The sequence below is a fragment of the Pleionea sp. WD8-19 genome (genome assembly GCF_055326765.1).
Window position 1 is genome coordinate 57,765 of the sequence record NZ_JBUZOU010000009.1, and the last position, 19,604, is coordinate 77,368.

Here is a 19,604-nt window from a genome sequence, read left to right on the forward strand (position 1 = left end):
GTACCTTATAATCCGTCCTCTGAAATGAAAACTTCAGCTTTCAGTTCTAAATGTAAAATTTCATCTTCGCCCATTAATGGTTTTATACGACGTTTAACAAACTCAATCAGTTTATCTTGAGGAAACCTTCGTAATATACCGGAGCGAATTAAAATATCGCTAATGACCTCGTCATTTTCAATTTTAATTTGCTCGAATGGTGTCGCTAACAACAATTCCAACGCGTTACGAATAGCGACGCAACCAATAGGGGATTTTCTACCCATAACCAATCCATCTCGAATTGGCGGAATCATAAACTCACTGGCTCGAGCTTGTACCGAATGCTTACTCTGAGAAAAGATTTTATCTGACATTAAATAATTCCTTAACAGGACAGTTGGGTTTATTCTTTCAGGGCATACTAATCGAAAACTGGTTATAAAACCATGAGCATTCGGCTTAAATTAAGTATAGCCAGAACTTTCTAAAACGGTGCTTTTTTTCTTCTTTTTAGCCGTATGTCTTTAATTTTGAATATTTTTGCGGTATTGAACGAGTAACTAATTGAAAATTCACACTTTATTTCTTTACTCAACTCTCACCTTAAGCGCCAATTTAGCGCCTGAACTTGAGTAATCTCTATCAGCTTTCTATTCGTATTTCACAAGATTTTCACATAAAGCCAATTAAGCTAAGACCCAATAAAAGGAGGAACACATAATGTTTAAGAAGTTATTCATCTCAACGTTGATAGTAATTGTGGTTTTGGCTGGACTACTTTTCGGTGGAAAAATCTACCTACAAAGCTTGTTGCCGGATAAAGAGTACTTTCAAGATCTTAAGCAAACGCAAGCTACCGACTTGCCTTACTTAACGGAAAACATACCGCCTAACCGAGGTAAAATTTTAGCGGTTGTCACCAGTGTTGAGGTTATGGGCGATGGTAAAAAAACAGGGTATGAGCACACTGAATTGGCTCGAGCCTACTGGGTTTTTACGGCCAATGGTTTTGACGTCGATATCGCTAGCCCAAAAGGAGGGAAACCTCCGGTTGTGATTGACGGAGAAGACATGGGCGCCTACGACTATGCTTTTTTAAATGACACGGTCATTCAAAGCAAAATTGCCAACTCCATACCGTTAGCGGAAATCGAGCCTCTGGATTACGAAGCTGTGTATTTTGTTGGCGGAAAGGGCACCATGTTCGATTTTCCCAACAACAAAGATGTGCAGCGCATCGCCAAAACGTTATACCAAAACGGTAGAGTGGTTAGTGCAGTTTGCCATGGGCCTGCAGCACTCGTAAATGTGCGGTTGGACAACGGTAAAATGTTACTTGCCAACAAACAGGTTAGTGGATTTACCAATGATGAAGAACTGTTTTTAATCCCTGATGCGAAAGAAATCTTCCCATTTTTGCTGGAAGATAAATTAATTGAGCAAGGTGCACACTTTCAAGCTGGCATTACTTATCTGGAAAAAGTCAGTCACGACGGCAAACTGATCACCGGTCAAAATCCCTGGTCAGTCTGGGCCATGTCGGAGCTAGTGATCAAAGAATTAGGCTATGAACCTAAAGCACGGATTAAGACACCCGAAGAATTCTCTGTTGAACTCCTAATGACTTATGAAACACACGGACTCGAAGCTGCGAAACAAGCGCTTAAAGAACAACCGGCTTCGTATCAGCGATTCCTGATTGTCATGCATGCTTTGTTGGCATTTATGCAGTTTGAAACGAGTAAAGGATTCGAGATACTCGGTCTGGCAGAAGATTTAAAGGGTTTGGTTGAGTAAAGACAATTCAAATGCTTAATCGATTCTAATTTGGTTAAGAGGGCTCACGTGAGTCATGCGATTTCGCATGACTTACGATAATACTTCTCGACAGAATGTATTTTACACAAATAACAAAAATTCCTATAAAATGTAGTAGCTCAGACTTGATCTGACAGTTACCCGTTTTTCAAACGGTGGCTGTCAGTTTAGATTTGAGCTAAATTTTTCTCCGCCCAAATCGATTTCCCGTCAGTAAGGTTTCCATGGGTGTGCGCCCACAACACATTTTACCTTGATGAGTTCGGTCATTGTTATAGTAATCCATCCATTCGTCCAGATCTTTTTGTAGCTCATCTAAATCTTGATAGAGTTTTTTGCGAAAAGTAATCTGATAAAACTCATTCAGAATCGTTTTATGGAACCGATCGCAAATCCCATTCGTTTGTGGCGACATTGCTTTGGTTTTAGTGTGATCGATATCGTTTACCGCCAAATAAAGTTGGTAATCATGTTGCTCCACTTTGCCACAATATTCGGTGCCTCTATCGGTAAGAATTCGAAGCATGGGTAATTGATATTGTTCGAAAAAGGGTAAGACTTTATCGTTGAGCATATCAGCTGCTGTAATCGGTGTTTTGGTGGTATACAGCTTGGCGAAAGCTACTTTGCTATAAGTATCGACAAATGTCTGCTGATAAATACGGCCAACACCCTTTAAATTGCCCACATAAAAGGTATCTTGCGAGCCCAGATAACCTGGGTGTGCGGTTTCAATTTCGCCACAGGCTATACATCGTCTTGCTTTTTCTTCTCAAGAGCCGCGATTTGTGCGTCAGTAAGAAAGAGTGCGGCAAAACTAATGGCAGAAATTCCACGATTGCGGACGGTGGCGGCTTTCCTTATTTCATCAAGAAGTCATTAAATTTTTTTTATTCTCAGGGCGTGAAGCGGACACAACCGATGTCTGCCGTCACATGGAAGTATGGAAAGCCTGACACGGAGCCGGAGCGCATATGCTTTGTTGATTGTTACGATTTAAGTTGATTACTTAAAGATTAAGCGCAACTGCACTTCATTATTTTGACGCCAGCTCTCGGTGGCATTATCGATAATGTACTGCAAATAAAAATCACGGTTTACCTGGATATTTGGCAGTTTACACAGCAGTAGCGCAACATCCAGGCTAAGCCATCGATTACCCGAAAGTTGCGCCTGTTCGAAGGTCCGTGTGCCATAACGAATCATTGCTTCGGTTTGCTGCATCGCTTGAGCTAGTAGGGCTTTAAGATAAGAGTTCTGGGCATTGTCTGAAGCGAGGCTATCGACTAAGGCTTGCGCTTCCGTCAGCCGCTTTTGACTAATGTAGTATCGCAACAGTTGCTGGCGGCTTGACTGAGCAACCCAATAGTCTGGCGTCAAAGCGGTATATTCGAGCACTTGTTTTAAATGGGGTTCTTTATCTGAAGGGGTAGCCGCAAAAATCGCGTAATGAAATGGCACTATGGCAAAATGGTAGCTGGGGAGATGGTATGCCTTCATCTTAAGTTCCGCTTGCTGTAAATAGTGATACTTTTCATCTTCTAATCTATGTACCAGAGCCATTTTCGACAGATAAATAAGGGCATCTACCTCGCGCTCTTTATCGTTAGCTTTATAAGCCAGCAGTGCAGCCTTCAATAAACTGCTTTTAACTGCAGGGTAATCATTGTTTTGATCGTCGAGCCACGATTGCGCGTTCCAGGCATCGGCCTGGCGTTTCAAATCATCGATTTTTTCAAACTGCTCAATGGCTAAAGCAAGCTTTTGCGAACTTAAATCAAATAGTTTCATTCCAGTTAAAATTTTACTTTGATAAAGCAGCGCATTGCCTGTTTGTTGCGGACTGTTTTGCGACAGTGCGATGTTGGATAATTTATCTGCCATTACCATCGCTTTTTCGTACTCACGGGTTTCCTGATAAACACTGATTAAATTGCCGAGAACAATCAGATCTTCGGGTGCTTGTTGATGGGCAATCGACAATTTGGCTTTTTTAAGTTCAGCTGAAAGTGGCTGGCTTAACAGATCATAAATAAAAGGCTGCTGTAAGTGGGTGAGTAGCCGCTCAGTTAGCGCGTTATCTGATTCAGCCGATAGTTGCCCTTGCCAGTCTGAAAATGGGCCTTTTAATAAGAAATCCAGGTGAAACTGCTGCTTATACGAGCGAATTTCACCCGTTAAAATAAATGGATGATCTTCAGCCAAAAGAGGGTATTCTAGCTCGGCCGCAATTTGAAATTGCTCGCTATTCAGATGAGTTAACGTAGTGAAATTAAACTCGCTATTATCATTTAGGTTAAGCGCGTTAAAATTTTCAAAATCGGTATTTTTCTGTGATATCGAAAAAGGTATATAGGCGAGCTTGATAACAGGATCGGTGCTTTGCTGATTAGTGTTAATCGGCCAATACATCACCGTTATCAGGGCAAAAACAAAACCCGCTAACACCGCATAGAACCAGGTCGGTCGCTTATTAGGTATGGCCGGGTGGATTAGTTGATCCGATGCTTGAGGCAGTGTTACTTCAGTTTGAGGGAGCGAAATGGCTTCGGTTTTCAGTTGCCACTGATAGCCTCGTTTCGGGAAGGTTTTAATCGCATCGTCACCAATAATATTTCTTAAGTGACTGATATTTTGAAATACAACCTGTTCGGAAACAACCTTATCCTGCCATACATAAGATAAAATAGTTTCTTTACTTAGCACTTTATCCGGGTGCGCCAGCAATAACGCTAATAGCTTGATTTCATTGTAGCGAACCTCTAGCGGTTCGCTATCTTTTGTTAACAGCAAACTGTCACTGTCAAATTTAAAATTTTTAAACTTATAAAGCATGGTTCTATTCGATGAGCCCGGATTATGCGGTGTTTCGCCGATGCCTAAATTCTAACTTATTGTTACCTATTTGAGTAAATATTATTGGCGCAGAATTAGCACTAACCGACAGCTTTTTCGATAGGATTTTTTCTATGATCTTTCTATTTGAGCAAACAATAGAGTTTTCATAAGACTGGAGCCTTTGAAAATCCGTATCGTGTTCGAAATTAAACCGAGACATTCTTATCGAGGCATCCCTATGAGAAATAAAATCAATCTAAAACCACTAGCTTATGTTATTGCTGGTATGGCATTCGCTCCGACCACCGTTTTCGCAGGTGAGACTAGCTTTATAGCGCCGCCAATGGTGAGTATTCCTGCTGGTGTTTTCGCCATGGGCAGTGATGACGGTGGCGAGGATGAAAAGCCGGTGCGTCAAGTGTCAGTGTCCGCTTTTCAAATGGGTAAATATGAGGTGACGATTGCTGAGTTTAGCAAGTTTATTGAAGCGACTGGCTATAAAATGCCAAATCAGTGCACCCACCGTCTTGATGAAAGTTTAGGATTTCGCAATGGTGGGGACGAAAGAGTTGGCAGTTGGGATAACAATAGTCAGGCTTTGAGCGAGTTTCATCCGGTTGTGTGTCTCTCCAGGACAGATGCGATTAATTATGCCAAATGGTTATCCGCTAAAACCGGTCAGCATTACCGGCTCCCCACTGAAGCAGAATGGGAATACACGGCGAGAGCAGGAACCACCTCCCGTTATTTTTTCGGTGATGAACAAGATAGACACAAAGCCTGTGATTATGCCAATGTTATGGATTTATATGCCATGAACCGCTCATCCTCACAACCTTGCAATGACAAAGAAGTGATAACCTCTACTGTCGGCATTTATAAGCCAAATCAATTTGGCGTACATGATTTAATCGGTAATGTTGCCGAGTATCTGGCCGATTGTTATCAGGAGTCTTATGAGGGTGCTCCGATAGATGGCAGTGCTGTGACCAAAAAAGATTGTCAACGTTATGTGGTGCGCGGTGGCACTTGGCAGTTTAAAGCCTTTAGCTCAAGCATGCGTCGTGGTTTTCCAGATAATGATTGGGTTGGCGCGCTTGAAGGATTTCGCCTGGCACTGGATACCAAGGGTAAAGCCTTGCCTTCGCAAAAGGGTGACAAAGCCTTTCTTAAGAAACTGGCTATAGCTCAGGATAAAGTGAAAGCGTTGCATAAAAACATTGCAAGACAGACGACAGATAAGGACCCAAGAAATTTCTCATCAATGCTACAGCAAATCGCTGATACCGTAAACGAAAGATAGCGCCTATATTGTTAATCTAGGAATCACCAACAAGGACGGTTGCCATTACCACTGCTCGCTGTCAATTGATTGAGGATAAGGATAGTCGCCAGAGTGTTGAGAGTCTATTGTATGAGATAATGATTTCTTTGTAGTGCTAAAACTCACATCACAAGCTCTTAAGCTCGCGAAACTCCTGTGACTGACGCCGCGACATTTCCAGCGTCAGTCCATTAATAAGCGTGAAATGAGTAGTGGGCATCAAAAAATACGCGGCAGTAGTTACCTACGGATTCAAAGGCGCTGATTTGACTCAATTTTACAAACCAACATTGGTCGCCGTCTTTTAAAAAGACTTTTTCATCGCGTTTGATGGCAGTATCATTCTGATTTCGCTGCGCTTGCTGTAATTGGCGTACTTTCTAAAGGTAAAGGTGTCAAAGGTAAAGGATAAAGGTGACAGGCTTTCCGTATTTCCATTTCACAGAAAACACCCAACGTCCGCCTTGCTGAAACAGCAGCCACTCAAACCTTTAAAAATCGTGGCGAATATCGATTGTTTTACCATTTTGGGTTAATACCAAACTGTCGGAATTAAACTCGAACTCTTTAAATTTATAACGCATATATTTTTTTATATCGGCTAATCGGTCTTTCATTTCGAAGATATTCTAACCGATGAGCTTTAAGGTAGTTACCGGTAATTGACTCAGATATTCATTGAGTTAGAGCGCCTATGGAAAGGTTACTAATTACTTAACGCGCCTCAAGTTTATATTTGAGGATCGCAATTAGGTTGGAAGTGCCGGAATTGTTCTGATGATACTCGTAAATCCGTATCTTACCTTTGAAACACACCCATATTATTTAACATAATATATATTAGGCGCATTGTAGGAATGTTTATTAGTGTTGCATTTAACCAAGTGAATCTATATGTTCATTCTTTGACCAATGGACAAATAGGAAGCTTAAGGATGTTGCACTATGACCTATATTATTCGAACCATAAAAGAAGCTCGTAATTCAAGTTCATTGGCTATTAGGTCAAATAGTCAGCTTGTGTATTGGATAAATATTCATTACCAACCTTCTACATTTAGATGAATCAACCAGAACCAGTAAACTCATAAATATTTTTAGCTTTAATGAGCATGTCAGTAATCATGATTTTGTACTTTTTTATCTCTAGCTGTGTTTATGGCTAATCCTCCCATTTTTAAAAGACAACAAAAATAAAAATTACTCAGCCATCAATTAATGGCGTTAAGCCATTGTTCGATTTATGAGGTCGCTCATGATTATAAAACCAATGCCAACGGGTTGCATAATCTTGAATTTCCTCAAGCGGTTCATATAAATGTTTATTAACCAACGAAACCGTATTGTCCGACAGGGCTTCCTTAACAATTTTCACTTTAAGCTTTTCTTCTGCGTACATTTTTTCAGTCGTCGGTTTTCGTCTTCACCATTCATTATAATAAAATTAAAATGGTAACTAATAACTCTAATTATTTTTAGAGCTATTAGCTTTAATAAGCTGCAATAAGAAGTAAACTTAGATCTTGAACAGTCGCTTAATAGTTCTCACTGTACTATTTTTTAATAGCACTGAGAAAAAAAACAATGCGACCAGAAAGAATAAGAATATAATGATCCGATTAAATATCGTAACCGCTAGGTATAGCGTAAAAATCAACAGGAGAGATATATCTCAATTAAAATTCATTAAAAACAAATCATAACTTGTATATCTAAATTTCGTGATACATTATGAAATTGAGTTTGAATCGAGGTGCTTTTTATGGAAAATAATCTCTCGCCATTCACTTTGTTGCACAGCGTAATGATAAAGCCCTTAAAAACCATAGCATGCTCTGTAAATTATCTTTCTGAAAACTGGAGAATATATATTTTATTTTGGTTATTTAAAATAAACCAACAGTGAGGAAGTTATGAAATCGTAACAATCAACATAATAAGTAAACCATACGGCTGGCACGATGTAATGCTGCGCAGCTTGTTACGCAACGATTTCAAACAGGCAAGTCAGGTGGTATCAGGTTGCATAGTTAACAATTATTACAACGACATGTGAAATAAATTCCATATAAAAAACGATTGAAATATTAGCAAGACAAAGGATCTAAAATTTAACAGAGACTGTGGCTGTGATTGATGATATTTTATTGACAAATATTGACTTCTCTTATGAAACAAAGCTATGCAATCAACTTGACTATCATGGTCTAAATCCTATCAAGGTTCAACTGAGTCAATATAAAGAGCAGGTTACTCAAAATAACACATCAAAACTAATTGTCTTAGATGACACAGCCTATGCCTACGATGTTATTAAAGAGTTACAGAAAATTCAACCTGATACAAATTCACCTCCAACTGTTTTAATGCCAGAAAAAAGTAGCGACATACTCAATAATGATTTCATATTTAAGTCTACTCTATACGCCAGGAAACCTTTAACCCTTTGTAAGCTTAAGAACTGTATACCTTCAATTTTTCAATCATCAATATTTATACAGGTTGGTATTCATTTACTGACTATCATAAAACCTAATAAAGACTTGGTTGAAATGGACTCAAATAAACTTAACAGAAATAACATATATCATTGTGTAGAGAAAAACTTAGCTATCGAAGTTGCTAAATATTTAACGAATGATCTGAGCTTCAGCATTAACCTGGAAGATCTCGCAAAAAGAATGAGTAGTAATAGAAACAAACTGAATAAAGTATTTAAACATCACTTTGGTGATTCGATTTATAAATGGTTAACAAGTCAACGAATGAAACAAGCCGCGCAACTATTGTGCAACACAGCAATGTCTATTACAGAAATATCTCTTCAGGTTGGTTACCCTGACTCGAATAACTTCTCTACTGCGTTTAAAAAGTTTTATGAATTATCACCTTCAAAATACAGGGAGTTAAAAAGGGTCGACTAAAAGAAGGAAGCTAATAAATGAATCTGATTGCTTACCAATATCTGTTCTGGTCAACACCAACCGGACACTTTTCTTAGAGAATTTTCATAGTTAATTGGCGATAAATCACCGTTGCTCGAATGCAGCCTTTCTAGGTTGTAATACCTCATGTAGGCTGCGACATCTTTTTTCATATGCGCTCTGGTCGGCTGATGAATTTTTAGAATCCAATCGTGCTTCAGGCTACCAAAAAACCTTTCAACTACCGCATTGTCCCAGCATGCACCAACATCGCCCATGCTGGCTCTCATATCGTAACTCGCCAGTAACTTTCGAAAATGTTCGCTCGTATATTGAGAGCCGCGATCACTGTGAAATACACAACCTTTGCTGGGCTGCCTCAAGTTATACGCTTTAATCAAAGCTTTGCTTACCAGATCGGTTGTCATGCGCTTATCGATATGCCAGCCGACTATTCGCCTGGAAAATAAATCCATGACAACCGCCAGATACATCCAACCTTCGCCCGTTTTTAAGTAAGTCACATCGCCCGCCCAGACTTCATTCGGCGCGACTGGGTTAAAGTTCTGGTTCAGAAGGTTGTCCGCAACCGAATCACTGTGCTTGCGCTTTGTCGTAACTTTATAAGCTACTCTTTGTTTAACGACCAAATTGAGCACCTTCATCAGTGTACGAACTCGCTCACGGCCAATGTTAAAGCCTTCTTCACGCAGTTTCTTGGTCATTTCCCGACTACCAAGGCTATCTCGGCTCTGCTCAAACAGTTGCTTCATTCGACGCCGTAATTGAAGCTCTTCAGAGCTAATCACTTTAGCTGGTCGCTTGAGCCAGTCATAGTAGGCGCTTTTACTAACTTGCATAACTGAGCAGAGCCTTCTTACTGGAAAGTTCGCCGATTCATCCTTGATAAAGACAAACTTTACTTCATTTCTTTCGCGAAGAAGGCACTGGCCTTTTTTAATATTTCCTTCTCCATGCGGAGTTCTTTATTTTCTTTTCGGAGCCGTTGAAGTTCAGAGCGTTCATCTTCTGAAAGTGCCGTTCCAGCTTGCTTTTCCTCAGCCTTGTCTTTCCAGCGGTACAACAAATTTTGGTCAATCCCCAAAGACTTAGCTGCTTCCGGGACGCTGTAACCTTGCTCCACTACCAATGCTACGGCTTCTTCTTTAAACTCTTTTGTATACTGCTTATACTGTCGTTTCTTGCTCATTTTGACACCTTAATGTTTGAGATGAATTATCTCTTATTAAAGTGTCCGGCGCTATTAGACCACTACAATCCCCTATCATCATATTTAGGGCTGCGGTATTTTTTTATTTAGCCAATTGCGACATGATTAGCGGGACAATCATAGTCCACGGTCAAGACGTCTGATTTTACCTTAAAGGCCCCTTTCTTGACCCGAAACTAGATATCTTAGATGGCTGGACACTCTTAGATAAGCAGCCCTACAGGTAAATCATCGATGGGAACTTAAAATGGAACAAACTGGAAATACATTTCAGTCTGTTCATTTGTTCTCGCGGCGATCCAATTCACAATATTATCTTTAATAGGTGTAACCTGTGCAAAATCTGTCATGAACCAGCCAGAACTAGTTAAATTTGCGCCATACCAATGACCGCTATTACGTCCTCCGGTATGAATATCAATTGCTTGCAATTTAAAAAAATAATCCTTGTCGTTAAGTTCATTGGTCAATATCAGACCCGGAGTATCGAACTGTTCAGTGAATCGTGGGGCTTGCTTTTGCCAGCCGTAAGCAATCGTAATAAATGGTACGAAAGGAACCCCATCATCGCCAATACCAAAATTAAACGCTCTAAAGACACCGCTAGAGTGTGCGTTATGACCATCAAGTTTTTCATCAGTACGAGATAAATCGATGCCTGCCACCAAACGACCACCTAGCAGTCCTCCCCGAATCATCGGCGTTTCAGCAAGAATATCGCCAGCGTCTTGCAAAGAGAGTCGATGCTTTCCTCCCCCAACTTCACTTAAGTCGCAAATCATGCCTCCATAATGCCAACCACGACTATTACTTACGTACAAACTTCTATCATGATCAGGCACATCAACAACATCAAATAAGCGACGTTCGTAATGACTAAACCAGGTCTGCTCTTGTCTTTCCTGCTTACCCTCACCATTAATTAAACGACGTAGGCCAAGCTCAATATCTTCGATACCCTGTTGTTGCCCCAGTTCCTGATTGACATAGCGACCAAAATGTTGAGGAAAAAAATTTTCAATAAACCAGCCAATAGCATCTCTTATTTTATTTTTACTGCCTTGCATTAATATTTCGTCTAGCCTACGTAAAAACTGATAGCGCGGAGACTCATCTCCTTCTTCGGGATAAAAACGGAGAGCCTGATCAATCATCCACAGATAATACTGACGTTTGCGTTCATTTAAAAATAGGTTATTGAATAAACGAAATGCCCAACAGGTATTATGCATCATACGAGCATTGCCTTTTACCTGCATCCCGTCCATTGAATTATGTTGTTGATAAAATATTGACAATACATGTGCGATTTGTTGGTCATTAAATTGGCCGAGGATATGTTTATTAAAAAATGCATACCATTGTTGCTCATCATTGATTTGTAATAACTCGCTTACCAAGTCATCTAAACTTAGTTTGAGTTTAGGACCTCTGGATAAAGACGGGCTTTGCCCAAAGCTAAACGGCATTTGTTGACTGCCATTAGGAGTAACTGGCAGTGATTGTTTTTTTCCTAATGCCCTACTCATAATGCCACCAATTGTAGGTGTACCAAAATGATACTTGATAGTACGGCGCATTTGATGGGTAAACCCTGAAACAGGTGTACGAGCTTTGGTTCTTATCAATTTATTAATGCTATTGACAATATCACGGGCTTTTGAGAACACTCTAACGATACCCGTATGGCAATTGTCAAAACTCATGCCTTCATTTTTAAGCCCACTGGATACCAATATAACATAAGGAAATTGCTTGACTAATAATGCATCTCTTACAATTTCTGCCATGTCATCCTCGGTGGCACTGGTCACGTCAAAAATATATTGATTGTTACTGACTTCAACTTTTTGTAAAATTTGCTCGGGTTGTTGATAATAAGGTATCGGTTGTTGATTTACAGAGTTATCATAACCTATTGAGTTGATACAGTGGTTAACATCTTTCAGGATCAACCTCGGCAGCTCATCTGATTTGCCTTTAAGCTGTCCCTGAAAAACAGACTTTTCACTTACTGATTGCTTATCTTCTAAAATACCTTCAGTTTCATAATACATTTCACTATAGCTGACATCTTTGAATTTACCTGTCTGTTCAGCCATCGCACAACTACCTGTGACAATAGCTCGCATTCCGGTGGGTAAAACAACTTTCTTACCATAAAGTTTGTCTTCCTCAAACTCATCTTCGACTTCACTGTCAGAGCCAAAGCCATCATCATCCCTACCACTGAAGTGCGTCATCCCTAAAAGCTGGCCAAAACGTTCTTGTAACAGAGCGCCATAAGTTAAAGTATTATGTAGCTGACCTTCATCAATTTTGGCCATGTCTGCCCCAAAAATATCACAGGCATTTTTATAAACCTGTTCACGTTGTCCATGAAAAAATGTCTGTTGCCAATTTTCAATTCCAAAGGAGGTTATCTTTTTACCAAAGGAGGCTCCATTATAATGTTTGGAAAAATAACCACCGCCACCAACAAGATATTTAATGAAGTTGGTTGTAGTAATACCATTTTCAAGAAAAAAGTGCATGATGGCATTGGTAACAGAAGCTTTTGACAAAATGGTTCTGACTAGTTCTTTCAGCTTGTAAGAATTCCCTACCTTGCCTGTAAGACTGCTAAGCTCTTTGTTCAACTTTGTTTTTTCAGTTGAGGGTTGAATGTTTGGCTGAAAAATCTCGCCTTCATTCCATTTTTCACCTAGATCCACATTAATTAGTGACTGAATTATATGATTAAGCTGTTCCAGACTCGTCGCCAACACGTCAACTTGAAATTTTGTCAGTAATGGTCCAGGACTGATTCGAAATGTTTGATAACAGTCAGCCAATGTTGGATTGACATGACTAAAACTACTACGTTCAGCAATCACCAATCCTGTTTTATTTCTTATGGCATGGTAGTTAACAATAGCGGCATACACGCACATTGCCAAAGTACACCATCTTGCCGAGTCCCCCTCATTTATACCTGGCAATTGACTTACTTCTACCATCACACAAGGATAATCGTTCTCGTAAATAGCTTTGAGGTAGTTTAGTTTCTTTTGTTTTACAGCAAGAGCCAATTGTTTGCATATCAATTTAGCGCGAGCCATTTTATTTGCATAAGCTTGAGGATGATAAGGTTCAAGTTCGTCACTAGGTTTAAAAGGCTCTAACCCCATTCTGTAATCAAGAGGCAGAGCAAAACCATGCTTCATCGCATCTAGACCAGATCCTCCAAGCATTTGACCATAGACATTCGCAGAGTAAGTATCATTATAAAGAACTGTGCTGCTATCATCCTTATAAGCTGTTTGACTGCTACGCACATAACCAAAGTTGGGTTCTGAATCGAGATTCGTAAAGTCTATGACTGGATTTAATGGATGTGTTAAATAAAAACGACTAGCAGCTTGAAGGATTTTTGAGTTTAACTTTGCTACTTCACATAGCTCCTCACTTTCGCGTTCTAAAATATTGAGTAGTTGCTCTGCTAGCTTTTGAAATTCTGGCAGGTTATCACTAAACTTCGACGAGATATATTTTTTAAAATTTCTAATTCTAGTCTTACGGTTTACTAAATAATACCTAAGCTCCTCAGGATCTTCAGGTCTCTTTTCCATTGCTTCAGAAGCAGCCATAACCAATGCAAATACACTTCGGTATTGATTGGCGCCCATAATATGTTGATAGGATGCAGGATTAGCTTTACTTGTGGTTGATATTTCCATGTCCATGACTTGTTGGTAGTCAAAAATATCGACTAAAAGCTTTTCAGCGCCTTCCTTGTAGTTGGCGTAATTTCGAGGAGTGCCATCTCCATACATGGCCGAAAGTTTTTCGTGCCAACCCTGATGTGCTATTAATTGTTGGTATTTCTCTGCGCTTAACTTCCTTAATAAGATTTTCGCATCACCAATATTATCAATTGGCTTGTTATTAATACTAATGACTCGCTGTACAATGTTAGTGCTTTTAATGGGATTTAAATGTTTTTTTGTAGAAAAACCGTTACGTTGTAAATCCCTTGAAGTCGATTGCTCGAGCGGGCGAAATGTAGTACGTCCCGTTTGAAGGGCTTTGTTACCCATAACATCAGCTTCACACTCTAAAGTAGAATCATCATTTATAGACAATCCGGCAAACTGCATGGTTTGATTAACCCTGCCCTGTGCTTGCTGAACAAGATGCCAGACTTCATGCGGCAAATGATGTTCTTGCCCTGTACCCAGATAAATGTTACGACCTTGCGCATAAGCATCAGCCTGCAACTGAGCTGGTTTTGGCGAGTTATAATGGACACAAACATTATCCATCGAAAAACCAGACAATGATTCGATTCCTAGCCTGAGATCTCCTGGCAATTCACCATTTCCAACGCCAACACTTGATTGGGCATAGTTCAGATGGCCCATACTTTGTTGCAAAGCAACCTCGGGACCAGCATTAAGTTTCGTAGCCTGGGGTTGTTCTGGTGACTGTTGATTTTCCGTTGCATAGCTTGACGTCGACATCTTTTAACCCTCTGTCCGCCAATAAAATTTAGCCTATTTGTACTTAATCTCTCTGGTATTCATTCTTAGCAAAGCACCTCTTTATTTATGAGAGTAGTTTCCTTTATCTATTAGCACTCTAAATCTTTTATCCGTTTATATTTACTCTTCATCTTTCTTTTTTCCAAATCGTCGCAGCCTTGCCTGACGCATTCGCTCTCTCTCAGCCTGACTCATCCCTTGCTGATTTTGTTGTTGCGCTCTCAATTGCGAAGCACGACGACGCTGGTATTCGGTCACTGCATTTTGCAATCGTTGTTCAAACTCAGTTAAGCCTGAGCTGTGACTTTGGTCCCCGGAGAGCAATTGCGTTACCGTGCCATTGCCATTATTGTTCACCAATAGAGAACTGACGGGTTGAAGGTGAACCAAAGGGCGAACATCTTCTTGTGGTTCAACAAAAAAATGGAAACCTTGATTACGAATTTGAATAACTTGTTCATTCCCTTCAAAAGTTTCAGGAATACCATGTTGGTAATGAACGATGATGGTCGCATGAATGCCAAGTACTTGTCTGATTGCTGCAATCGTGGCGGGATCTGCAATGAGCATATTACCCAAGGTTCCCAGTCGTGCTCGAATAGCTAATAATTCCTGAATATTGGCATTGCGGCCTAAAGCTGCATTCGCGATAGCATTAATCAAACAATTGTTTTGTTGCACTAAGTGCATCAAAAACATATGAGTGGTCATCATGCTTTGAAAATTCATATGGGAAAAGGATATGGTCCGCTGTGGAAACAAAAGCGAGCCACCGGAAAACAAAGGATTCATCATAAATGGTGACATCACCCCAAAACTACCAAAAGGCATCAACCTTCCACCTAAGGAGTAAGGTAAAAGTTGTCTTTGTCTATTTGATGTAGAGTTACTTGGTACCAATTGGCGCTCAGAGTTTGAAGAAGTACTACCTGTAATACGCCTATATGCATATTGGCCTCCACGAATCCCCAACTCCGTTAAGATAGGTGAAAGTATGGCTAAGGCAAATGCTCCTCCACTTCCATTTCCTTTTTGAATGTTAAAGAGCCGCCCTAACCCTGCCGTTACCAATGTATTCAAAATACTTCGACTTGCGCTCGATAAGTACTCTCCACCAAATGATCTGAATCCTTGTGAAATACGTTGCCAAATACCGCCTCGTGAGTTGTAGGTTGTGGTGGCACCGGATATAAAAGCAGGGATAAGAGCACCTAGTAAATTTCCTCTGACTTCAGTTGCCAATGAGGGATTTGTCAGGCTTTGAACCTGTTGTTGCGCGTTATCTGCCGCATCTCTTACTCGCCCCGTAGTATTGGCCAAATGCTCAAAAGTATGTCGCTGTCTCACTCGGCCACGCCTAATACCAAGAGCTCTTAGTATTTGGTCCAGTCTTTCATGATTTCGTTCAATAAACTGGAGAGTATCATTGTCAAGAAACTCTCTAACTCTACCGATACTGGATAACGCGCTTTGTCCATACGAAGTAAAAAGAAATTCTCGTGCTAAGTTGCTACCAACTTGCCCTGTTACGCGACTAATACTGCGCCTGTCTTCTTCATCAAGTTCTAGACGAGGTACAACTCTTAATATCATATCGATAAATGGGCGAATAATTTCCGGTGTTAATGGCCCCACCAGATTTAGCAATCGCAATCTTTTAATAATTTCCTGAACAACTTGTCGCAATTGCTCATCAACAATTTGATCCAGTTGTTCTTCTAATTGATGTGCTACGTGCTCAGCACCCTTATGCGCTGCTTCACCTATAAGAATACGAATTAATATAGCTACAATGCCAATACATTGATAAACAGGTGTTTCAGAATCCGTGAGTGTAGAGCCGTAACTATCTTGTGTTATTGGATGATTCACTAACGACAAGGCACTGTTTTCCAACTCAGGATTATCATTGACAGCAAAACCATTAATAAATTTTGTTGGCTGCACATATTGGTTTTGACGTTGCGCTACATGACCCAATTCGTGTTTTAAAATATGGTTTTGTATACCTTTCTCTAGTTTATTATACCCCTTCCCTAGAAAAACCTGCTGCCCATCAGTACACGCCACGGTGCCTAATTTTTCGGGCAATGAATGATTATGGTTAATACTTACCGGTTTTCTGGATTGCCCATACTGAAAACTTGTCATTGGGCGCTGCAATGTCTCAGGCCCAATCTGATGCTGAGCACCAAGAATGGCTTGTGGTGCAGGATTATCGAGCATACTTGAAACAGACTTATGAGCCAACACTAGTCATCTTCCAGCCAACAAAACTCAGATTCAACAAACACCTTGCCTTGCTTTTCGTACTCTTGCTGAGTCGCTTGCAATAGATGTGTCATATTCACAGGTAAATTGTCAGCGGCAGACAAAAATGCTGATTTAATGGCAATATTATTTATACTCCCGCCAGTTAATACTGCTTTATATGCCAGTAATTCAAAATCAATATCCGTATCTAATGGCACAGCTTTTGGAAACGCTTTTCGCCATATTATTTGCCTTTGCTGGAGGTCTGGAAACGGATACTCTACGATAAATTTAAAGCGTCTGGTAAAAGCGTCATCAATATTATTTAATAGGTTGGTAGATAAAATTACAACGCCTTGATAACTCTCTATTCTTTGGAGCAAATAACCGGTTTGTAAATTTGCGTATCTATCATGAGAGTCTTTCGACTCCGTTCTTTTACTGAATAAACTTTCAGCCTCATCGAAAAATAGTACAATATTCATTGCTTCGGCTTGATCAAATAATATAGCTAGATTTTTTTCAGTCTCGCCAATATATTTACTCACCAATGTGGACAAATCTACTTTGTACAAGCTTAGGTGTAATTCATTAGCGATTACACTAGCCGCCATGGTTTTACCCGTCCCTGAAGATCCATGAAACAATACGCATAAATTTCGGCTTTGTTGATGCTTGGCTTCGAACCCCCATTCTTCAACGACTTGATGGCGATACCGGGCATAGTTCAGCACTTCTTGCAGTTGTTGCATCGCTTTGTCTGGCAAAACAATGTCCGACAGCGCATAGTTTTGACAGACTTTTGTAGCAATATTGTTTAGGTCTTGCTGATTTTGTTGCCGACATGATTCAGTCAAAACATCAAAGTAGTTGTTTTCCTGTTCCAACAAACTTTGGCTTTGTGCCAAAAGAACACTGGCTTGAATCTGGGCATGGCTAAACAAGTAGGCTGCTGAAAGTTCCTGTAGCTGTTTATCAGAAACAGGTAGTGACAAAGCTTTTCGATAGTGTTGCCAAATAATATGACGCAGCGCACTGTCGGGCAAAGAGAAAGGAAAGTCTAATATCAACAATTGAGTATGATTAAACATTAACTCTCTTAAGAGTACGCTTTTACCATTAAGTAATATTAAAAAACGAAAACACCCAGATAATGTAATAAGCACTTCACGCCACATGGAGAGATCATTTTTTTCAGAGGGCATGACCTGTGCATTTGTTAAAACCAGAGCCTGATTACATAGCAAAGCATCTCGGCAAGTGTTACGCAATTGTTGTGAAAATAAAAGAGGGTTTCGATTTAAAAGGGAATATTGCTGTACAATACTTCTGCAATCTAGCATCGCTGCCTGCAACCCAAACTGTCTGAGCCAAACAACGGCAACATGAGTTAATAACATTTTATCAACTCCTTGTAAATTTAAGAGCAAGGAAGCCTCTTGTTGAGAATGTAAATGCTCTGATAATCGCTGCAATTTATTTTGCTCTGATTCTTTGATAAAAAGTGTAGAGCTGTTTAAATCAGGCAGAGGTAATGATTGCCCAAAAGCCACTACTGGTGCAGCAACAGATCGAACGTAATCCGCCACGATCCGATCAACATAAAAATGAGTAATGCCATATTGTTTACTTTCGATTACATGAATCAATTGCCAGTATCGAAACACATCATTAGACAAAAGGCTGTGCTGTATTTTCTCGCTGCCGTAGTCATTAAATGCTAATAACTCACAGGCGAGAGAAACACTTAGGTCCATCTCACTTTGTTGCTCGATTTTTGATTCCTGTAACGAATAAAATATTTCCTGAAACTGTCTGTCTAATACAGGCAATAAAGCCAGCAGTAATAATTGTTGTTGTAATTTACTTAAATTAAACTGTTGTCGAACTTGTACGAATGGAATAAATACTCCTTGTTTAAATGAAGCTTGTAAGCGCGATACAATCTGAGTAAACATGGCTTGTAATGCAGTCTCATTTTCGTGAATAGCCTGTAACCATTGCTTATTAGAAAAGTTTTTAACCTGGTTAAGTAGAGAATTATCATCGCTACTTCCATCTCTACCATCTGCTTTCTGTTGCCTACACAACAACCGGTGCTGAATCACACCTTCTCCCCAAGCTAGAACATCATTTAAGAAAGATTGATTGTCTAAGTATGCAGATGTGTCAAGCATTATTTAATCCTTTGCTTTCGGATGACCTTTGCGTTTGAGACAAATAGATTTCACGATACACATCCAATAACAGCACTGCGCGTGTTGTTTTTCCATGATTCCATGCTTCATGTTCAACCGTATCGTCAAATACCAAGCATTGACCTTTTTGCCAGAATCTTTGTTGCTTTCCAACGCGAAGAGCGCTCCATCCATCACTGCATAAGGTCAGGTGTACTCTAATAACTTGATTGCTATAACCTATGTGGGGTTGTATATGGCATTGTGGTGCTAGTAGTGAAAAGCCAGCAGAATACAGTCCGCGTATCTCCTGCAATACAGCTACAGTTTCCGGGCAAAAAACACTATTTTCTAATAACATTTTTTGTTGCCAAAAAAGTTCGTAAACCAGCCACCCTTCATTGTAAATATGCCGTTCAGGCCAAGGGATAAACTCCTCAATGGGTAATGCGTTAAATTCGTGTAATATTGTTTCAAATTCAGCTTGCAAAAGTGAAGTAAACGAAAACTTAGAAGGCGAATAAAACATAATGT

At 39.9% G+C, this 19,604-nt stretch carries 11 protein-coding genes and 2 pseudogenes; 3 read left to right on the plus strand and 10 right to left on the minus strand.

Annotated features, from left to right (window positions below):
- Nucleotides 1-5 precede the first annotated feature (5 nt).
- Complete coding sequence (locus tag ACTUJY_RS12370) at nucleotides 6-356, minus strand: hypothetical protein (RefSeq protein WP_463616405.1); 351 nt, start codon at nucleotides 354-356, stop codon at nucleotides 6-8.
- A gap of 346 nt (nucleotides 357-702) precedes the next feature.
- On the opposite strand from ACTUJY_RS12370, the gene ACTUJY_RS12375 reads away from it, so the two are divergent.
- On the plus strand, nucleotides 703-1,779 hold the full coding sequence (locus ACTUJY_RS12375; RefSeq protein ID WP_463616406.1) for a type 1 glutamine amidotransferase domain-containing protein: 1,077 nt from the start codon (nucleotides 703-705) through the stop codon (nucleotides 1,777-1,779).
- 188 nt (nucleotides 1,780-1,967) lie between these two features.
- Here the strand turns inward: ACTUJY_RS12375 and ACTUJY_RS12380 are convergent.
- Both ACTUJY_RS12380 and ACTUJY_RS12385 read right to left on the minus strand, forming a co-directional pair.
- Nucleotides 1,968-2,607, minus strand: a pseudogene (locus tag ACTUJY_RS12380) (integrase core domain-containing protein); the annotation flags it as partial.
- 198 nt (nucleotides 2,608-2,805) lie between these two features.
- Nucleotides 2,806-4,635, minus strand: coding sequence for a winged helix-turn-helix domain-containing protein (locus ACTUJY_RS12385; protein ID WP_463616407.1), 1,830 nt, complete (start codon nucleotides 4,633-4,635; stop codon nucleotides 2,806-2,808).
- A gap of 241 nt (nucleotides 4,636-4,876) precedes the next feature.
- Between ACTUJY_RS12385 and ACTUJY_RS12390 the strand changes: the two genes are divergently transcribed.
- On the plus strand, nucleotides 4,877-5,941 hold the full coding sequence (locus ACTUJY_RS12390) for a formylglycine-generating enzyme family protein (RefSeq protein ID WP_463616408.1): 1,065 nt from the start codon (nucleotides 4,877-4,879) through the stop codon (nucleotides 5,939-5,941).
- Nucleotides 5,942-6,453: 512 nt separating this feature from the next.
- Here ACTUJY_RS12390 and ACTUJY_RS12395 read toward each other — a convergent pair.
- Together ACTUJY_RS12395 and ACTUJY_RS12400 are read right to left on the minus strand one after the other, a co-directional pair.
- The gene (locus tag ACTUJY_RS12395) at nucleotides 6,454-6,579 is read right to left on the minus strand and encodes a hypothetical protein (protein WP_463616409.1); all 126 of its coding nucleotides are present in this window, start codon (nucleotides 6,577-6,579) and stop codon (nucleotides 6,454-6,456) included.
- A 587-nt stretch (nucleotides 6,580-7,166) separates the two neighbouring features.
- A pseudogene (locus ACTUJY_RS12400) lies at nucleotides 7,167-7,298 on the minus strand (integrase core domain-containing protein); the annotation flags it as partial.
- 787 nt (nucleotides 7,299-8,085) lie between these two features.
- Between ACTUJY_RS12400 and ACTUJY_RS12405 the strand changes: the two are divergent.
- Nucleotides 8,086-8,886 (plus strand): helix-turn-helix domain-containing protein, encoded by an 801-nt coding sequence (locus ACTUJY_RS12405; RefSeq protein WP_463616410.1) that lies wholly within the window; start codon nucleotides 8,086-8,088, stop codon nucleotides 8,884-8,886.
- Nucleotides 8,887-8,936: 50 nt separating this feature from the next.
- On the opposite strand, the gene ACTUJY_RS12410 is transcribed toward ACTUJY_RS12405, so the two are convergent.
- The 5 genes from ACTUJY_RS12410 to ACTUJY_RS12430 all read right to left on the minus strand — a co-directional run bounded on the left by ACTUJY_RS12410 (nucleotide 8,937) and on the right by ACTUJY_RS12430 (nucleotide 19,599).
- Nucleotides 8,937-10,096, minus strand: a protein-coding gene (locus tag ACTUJY_RS12410) for an IS3 family transposase (RefSeq protein WP_463616411.1) whose coding sequence is annotated in 2 segments (ribosomal slippage) — nucleotides 8,937-9,847 and nucleotides 9,847-10,096 — 1,161 coding nt in all. Because the reading frame shifts where the segments join, the coding sequence is not laid out codon by codon here.
- 263 nt (nucleotides 10,097-10,359) lie between these two features.
- Nucleotides 10,360-14,619 (minus strand): eCIS core domain-containing protein, encoded by a 4,260-nt coding sequence (locus tag ACTUJY_RS12415; protein WP_463616412.1) that lies wholly within the window; start codon nucleotides 14,617-14,619, stop codon nucleotides 10,360-10,362.
- Nucleotides 14,620-14,760: 141 nt separating this feature from the next.
- Nucleotides 14,761-16,893, minus strand: coding sequence for an eCIS core domain-containing protein (locus ACTUJY_RS12420; protein WP_463616413.1), 2,133 nt, complete (start codon nucleotides 16,891-16,893; stop codon nucleotides 14,761-14,763).
- On the minus strand, nucleotides 16,893-19,070 hold the full coding sequence (locus ACTUJY_RS12425) for an ATP-binding protein (RefSeq protein ID WP_463616414.1): 2,178 nt from the start codon (nucleotides 19,068-19,070) through the stop codon (nucleotides 16,893-16,895). The genes ACTUJY_RS12420 and ACTUJY_RS12425 overlap by 1 nt, the downstream gene beginning before the upstream one ends.
- Entirely contained in the window at nucleotides 19,063-19,599 is a 537-nt protein-coding gene (locus tag ACTUJY_RS12430) for an aspartyl/asparaginyl beta-hydroxylase domain-containing protein (protein ID WP_463616415.1), read from the minus strand. Before ACTUJY_RS12430 ends, ACTUJY_RS12425 begins: the two co-directional genes overlap by 8 nt.
- Nucleotides 19,600-19,604: the final 5 nt, after the last annotated feature.

Excerpts from the sequence above, each read along its gene's own strand:
- ACTUJY_RS12370 (WP_463616405.1), bottom strand. The coding sequence starts at position 356 with ATGTCAGATAAAATCTTTTCTCAGAGTAAGCATTCGGTACAAGCTCGA.
- ACTUJY_RS12375 (WP_463616406.1), top strand. The coding sequence starts at position 703 with ATGTTTAAGAAGTTATTCATCTCAACGTTGATAGTAATTGTGGTTTTG.
- ACTUJY_RS12385 (WP_463616407.1), bottom strand. The coding sequence starts at position 4,635 with ATGCTTTATAAGTTTAAAAATTTTAAATTTGACAGTGACAGTTTGCTG.
- ACTUJY_RS12390 (WP_463616408.1), top strand. The coding sequence starts at position 4,877 with ATGAGAAATAAAATCAATCTAAAACCACTAGCTTATGTTATTGCTGGT.
- ACTUJY_RS12395 (WP_463616409.1), bottom strand. The coding sequence starts at position 6,579 with ATGAAAGACCGATTAGCCGATATAAAAAAATATATGCGTTATAAATTT.
- ACTUJY_RS12415 (WP_463616412.1), bottom strand. The coding sequence starts at position 14,619 with ATGTCGACGTCAAGCTATGCAACGGAAAATCAACAGTCACCAGAACAA.
- ACTUJY_RS12425 (WP_463616414.1), bottom strand. The coding sequence starts at position 19,070 with ATGCTTGACACATCTGCATACTTAGACAATCAATCTTTCTTAAATGAT.
- ACTUJY_RS12430 (WP_463616415.1), bottom strand. The coding sequence starts at position 19,599 with ATGTTTTATTCGCCTTCTAAGTTTTCGTTTACTTCACTTTTGCAAGCT.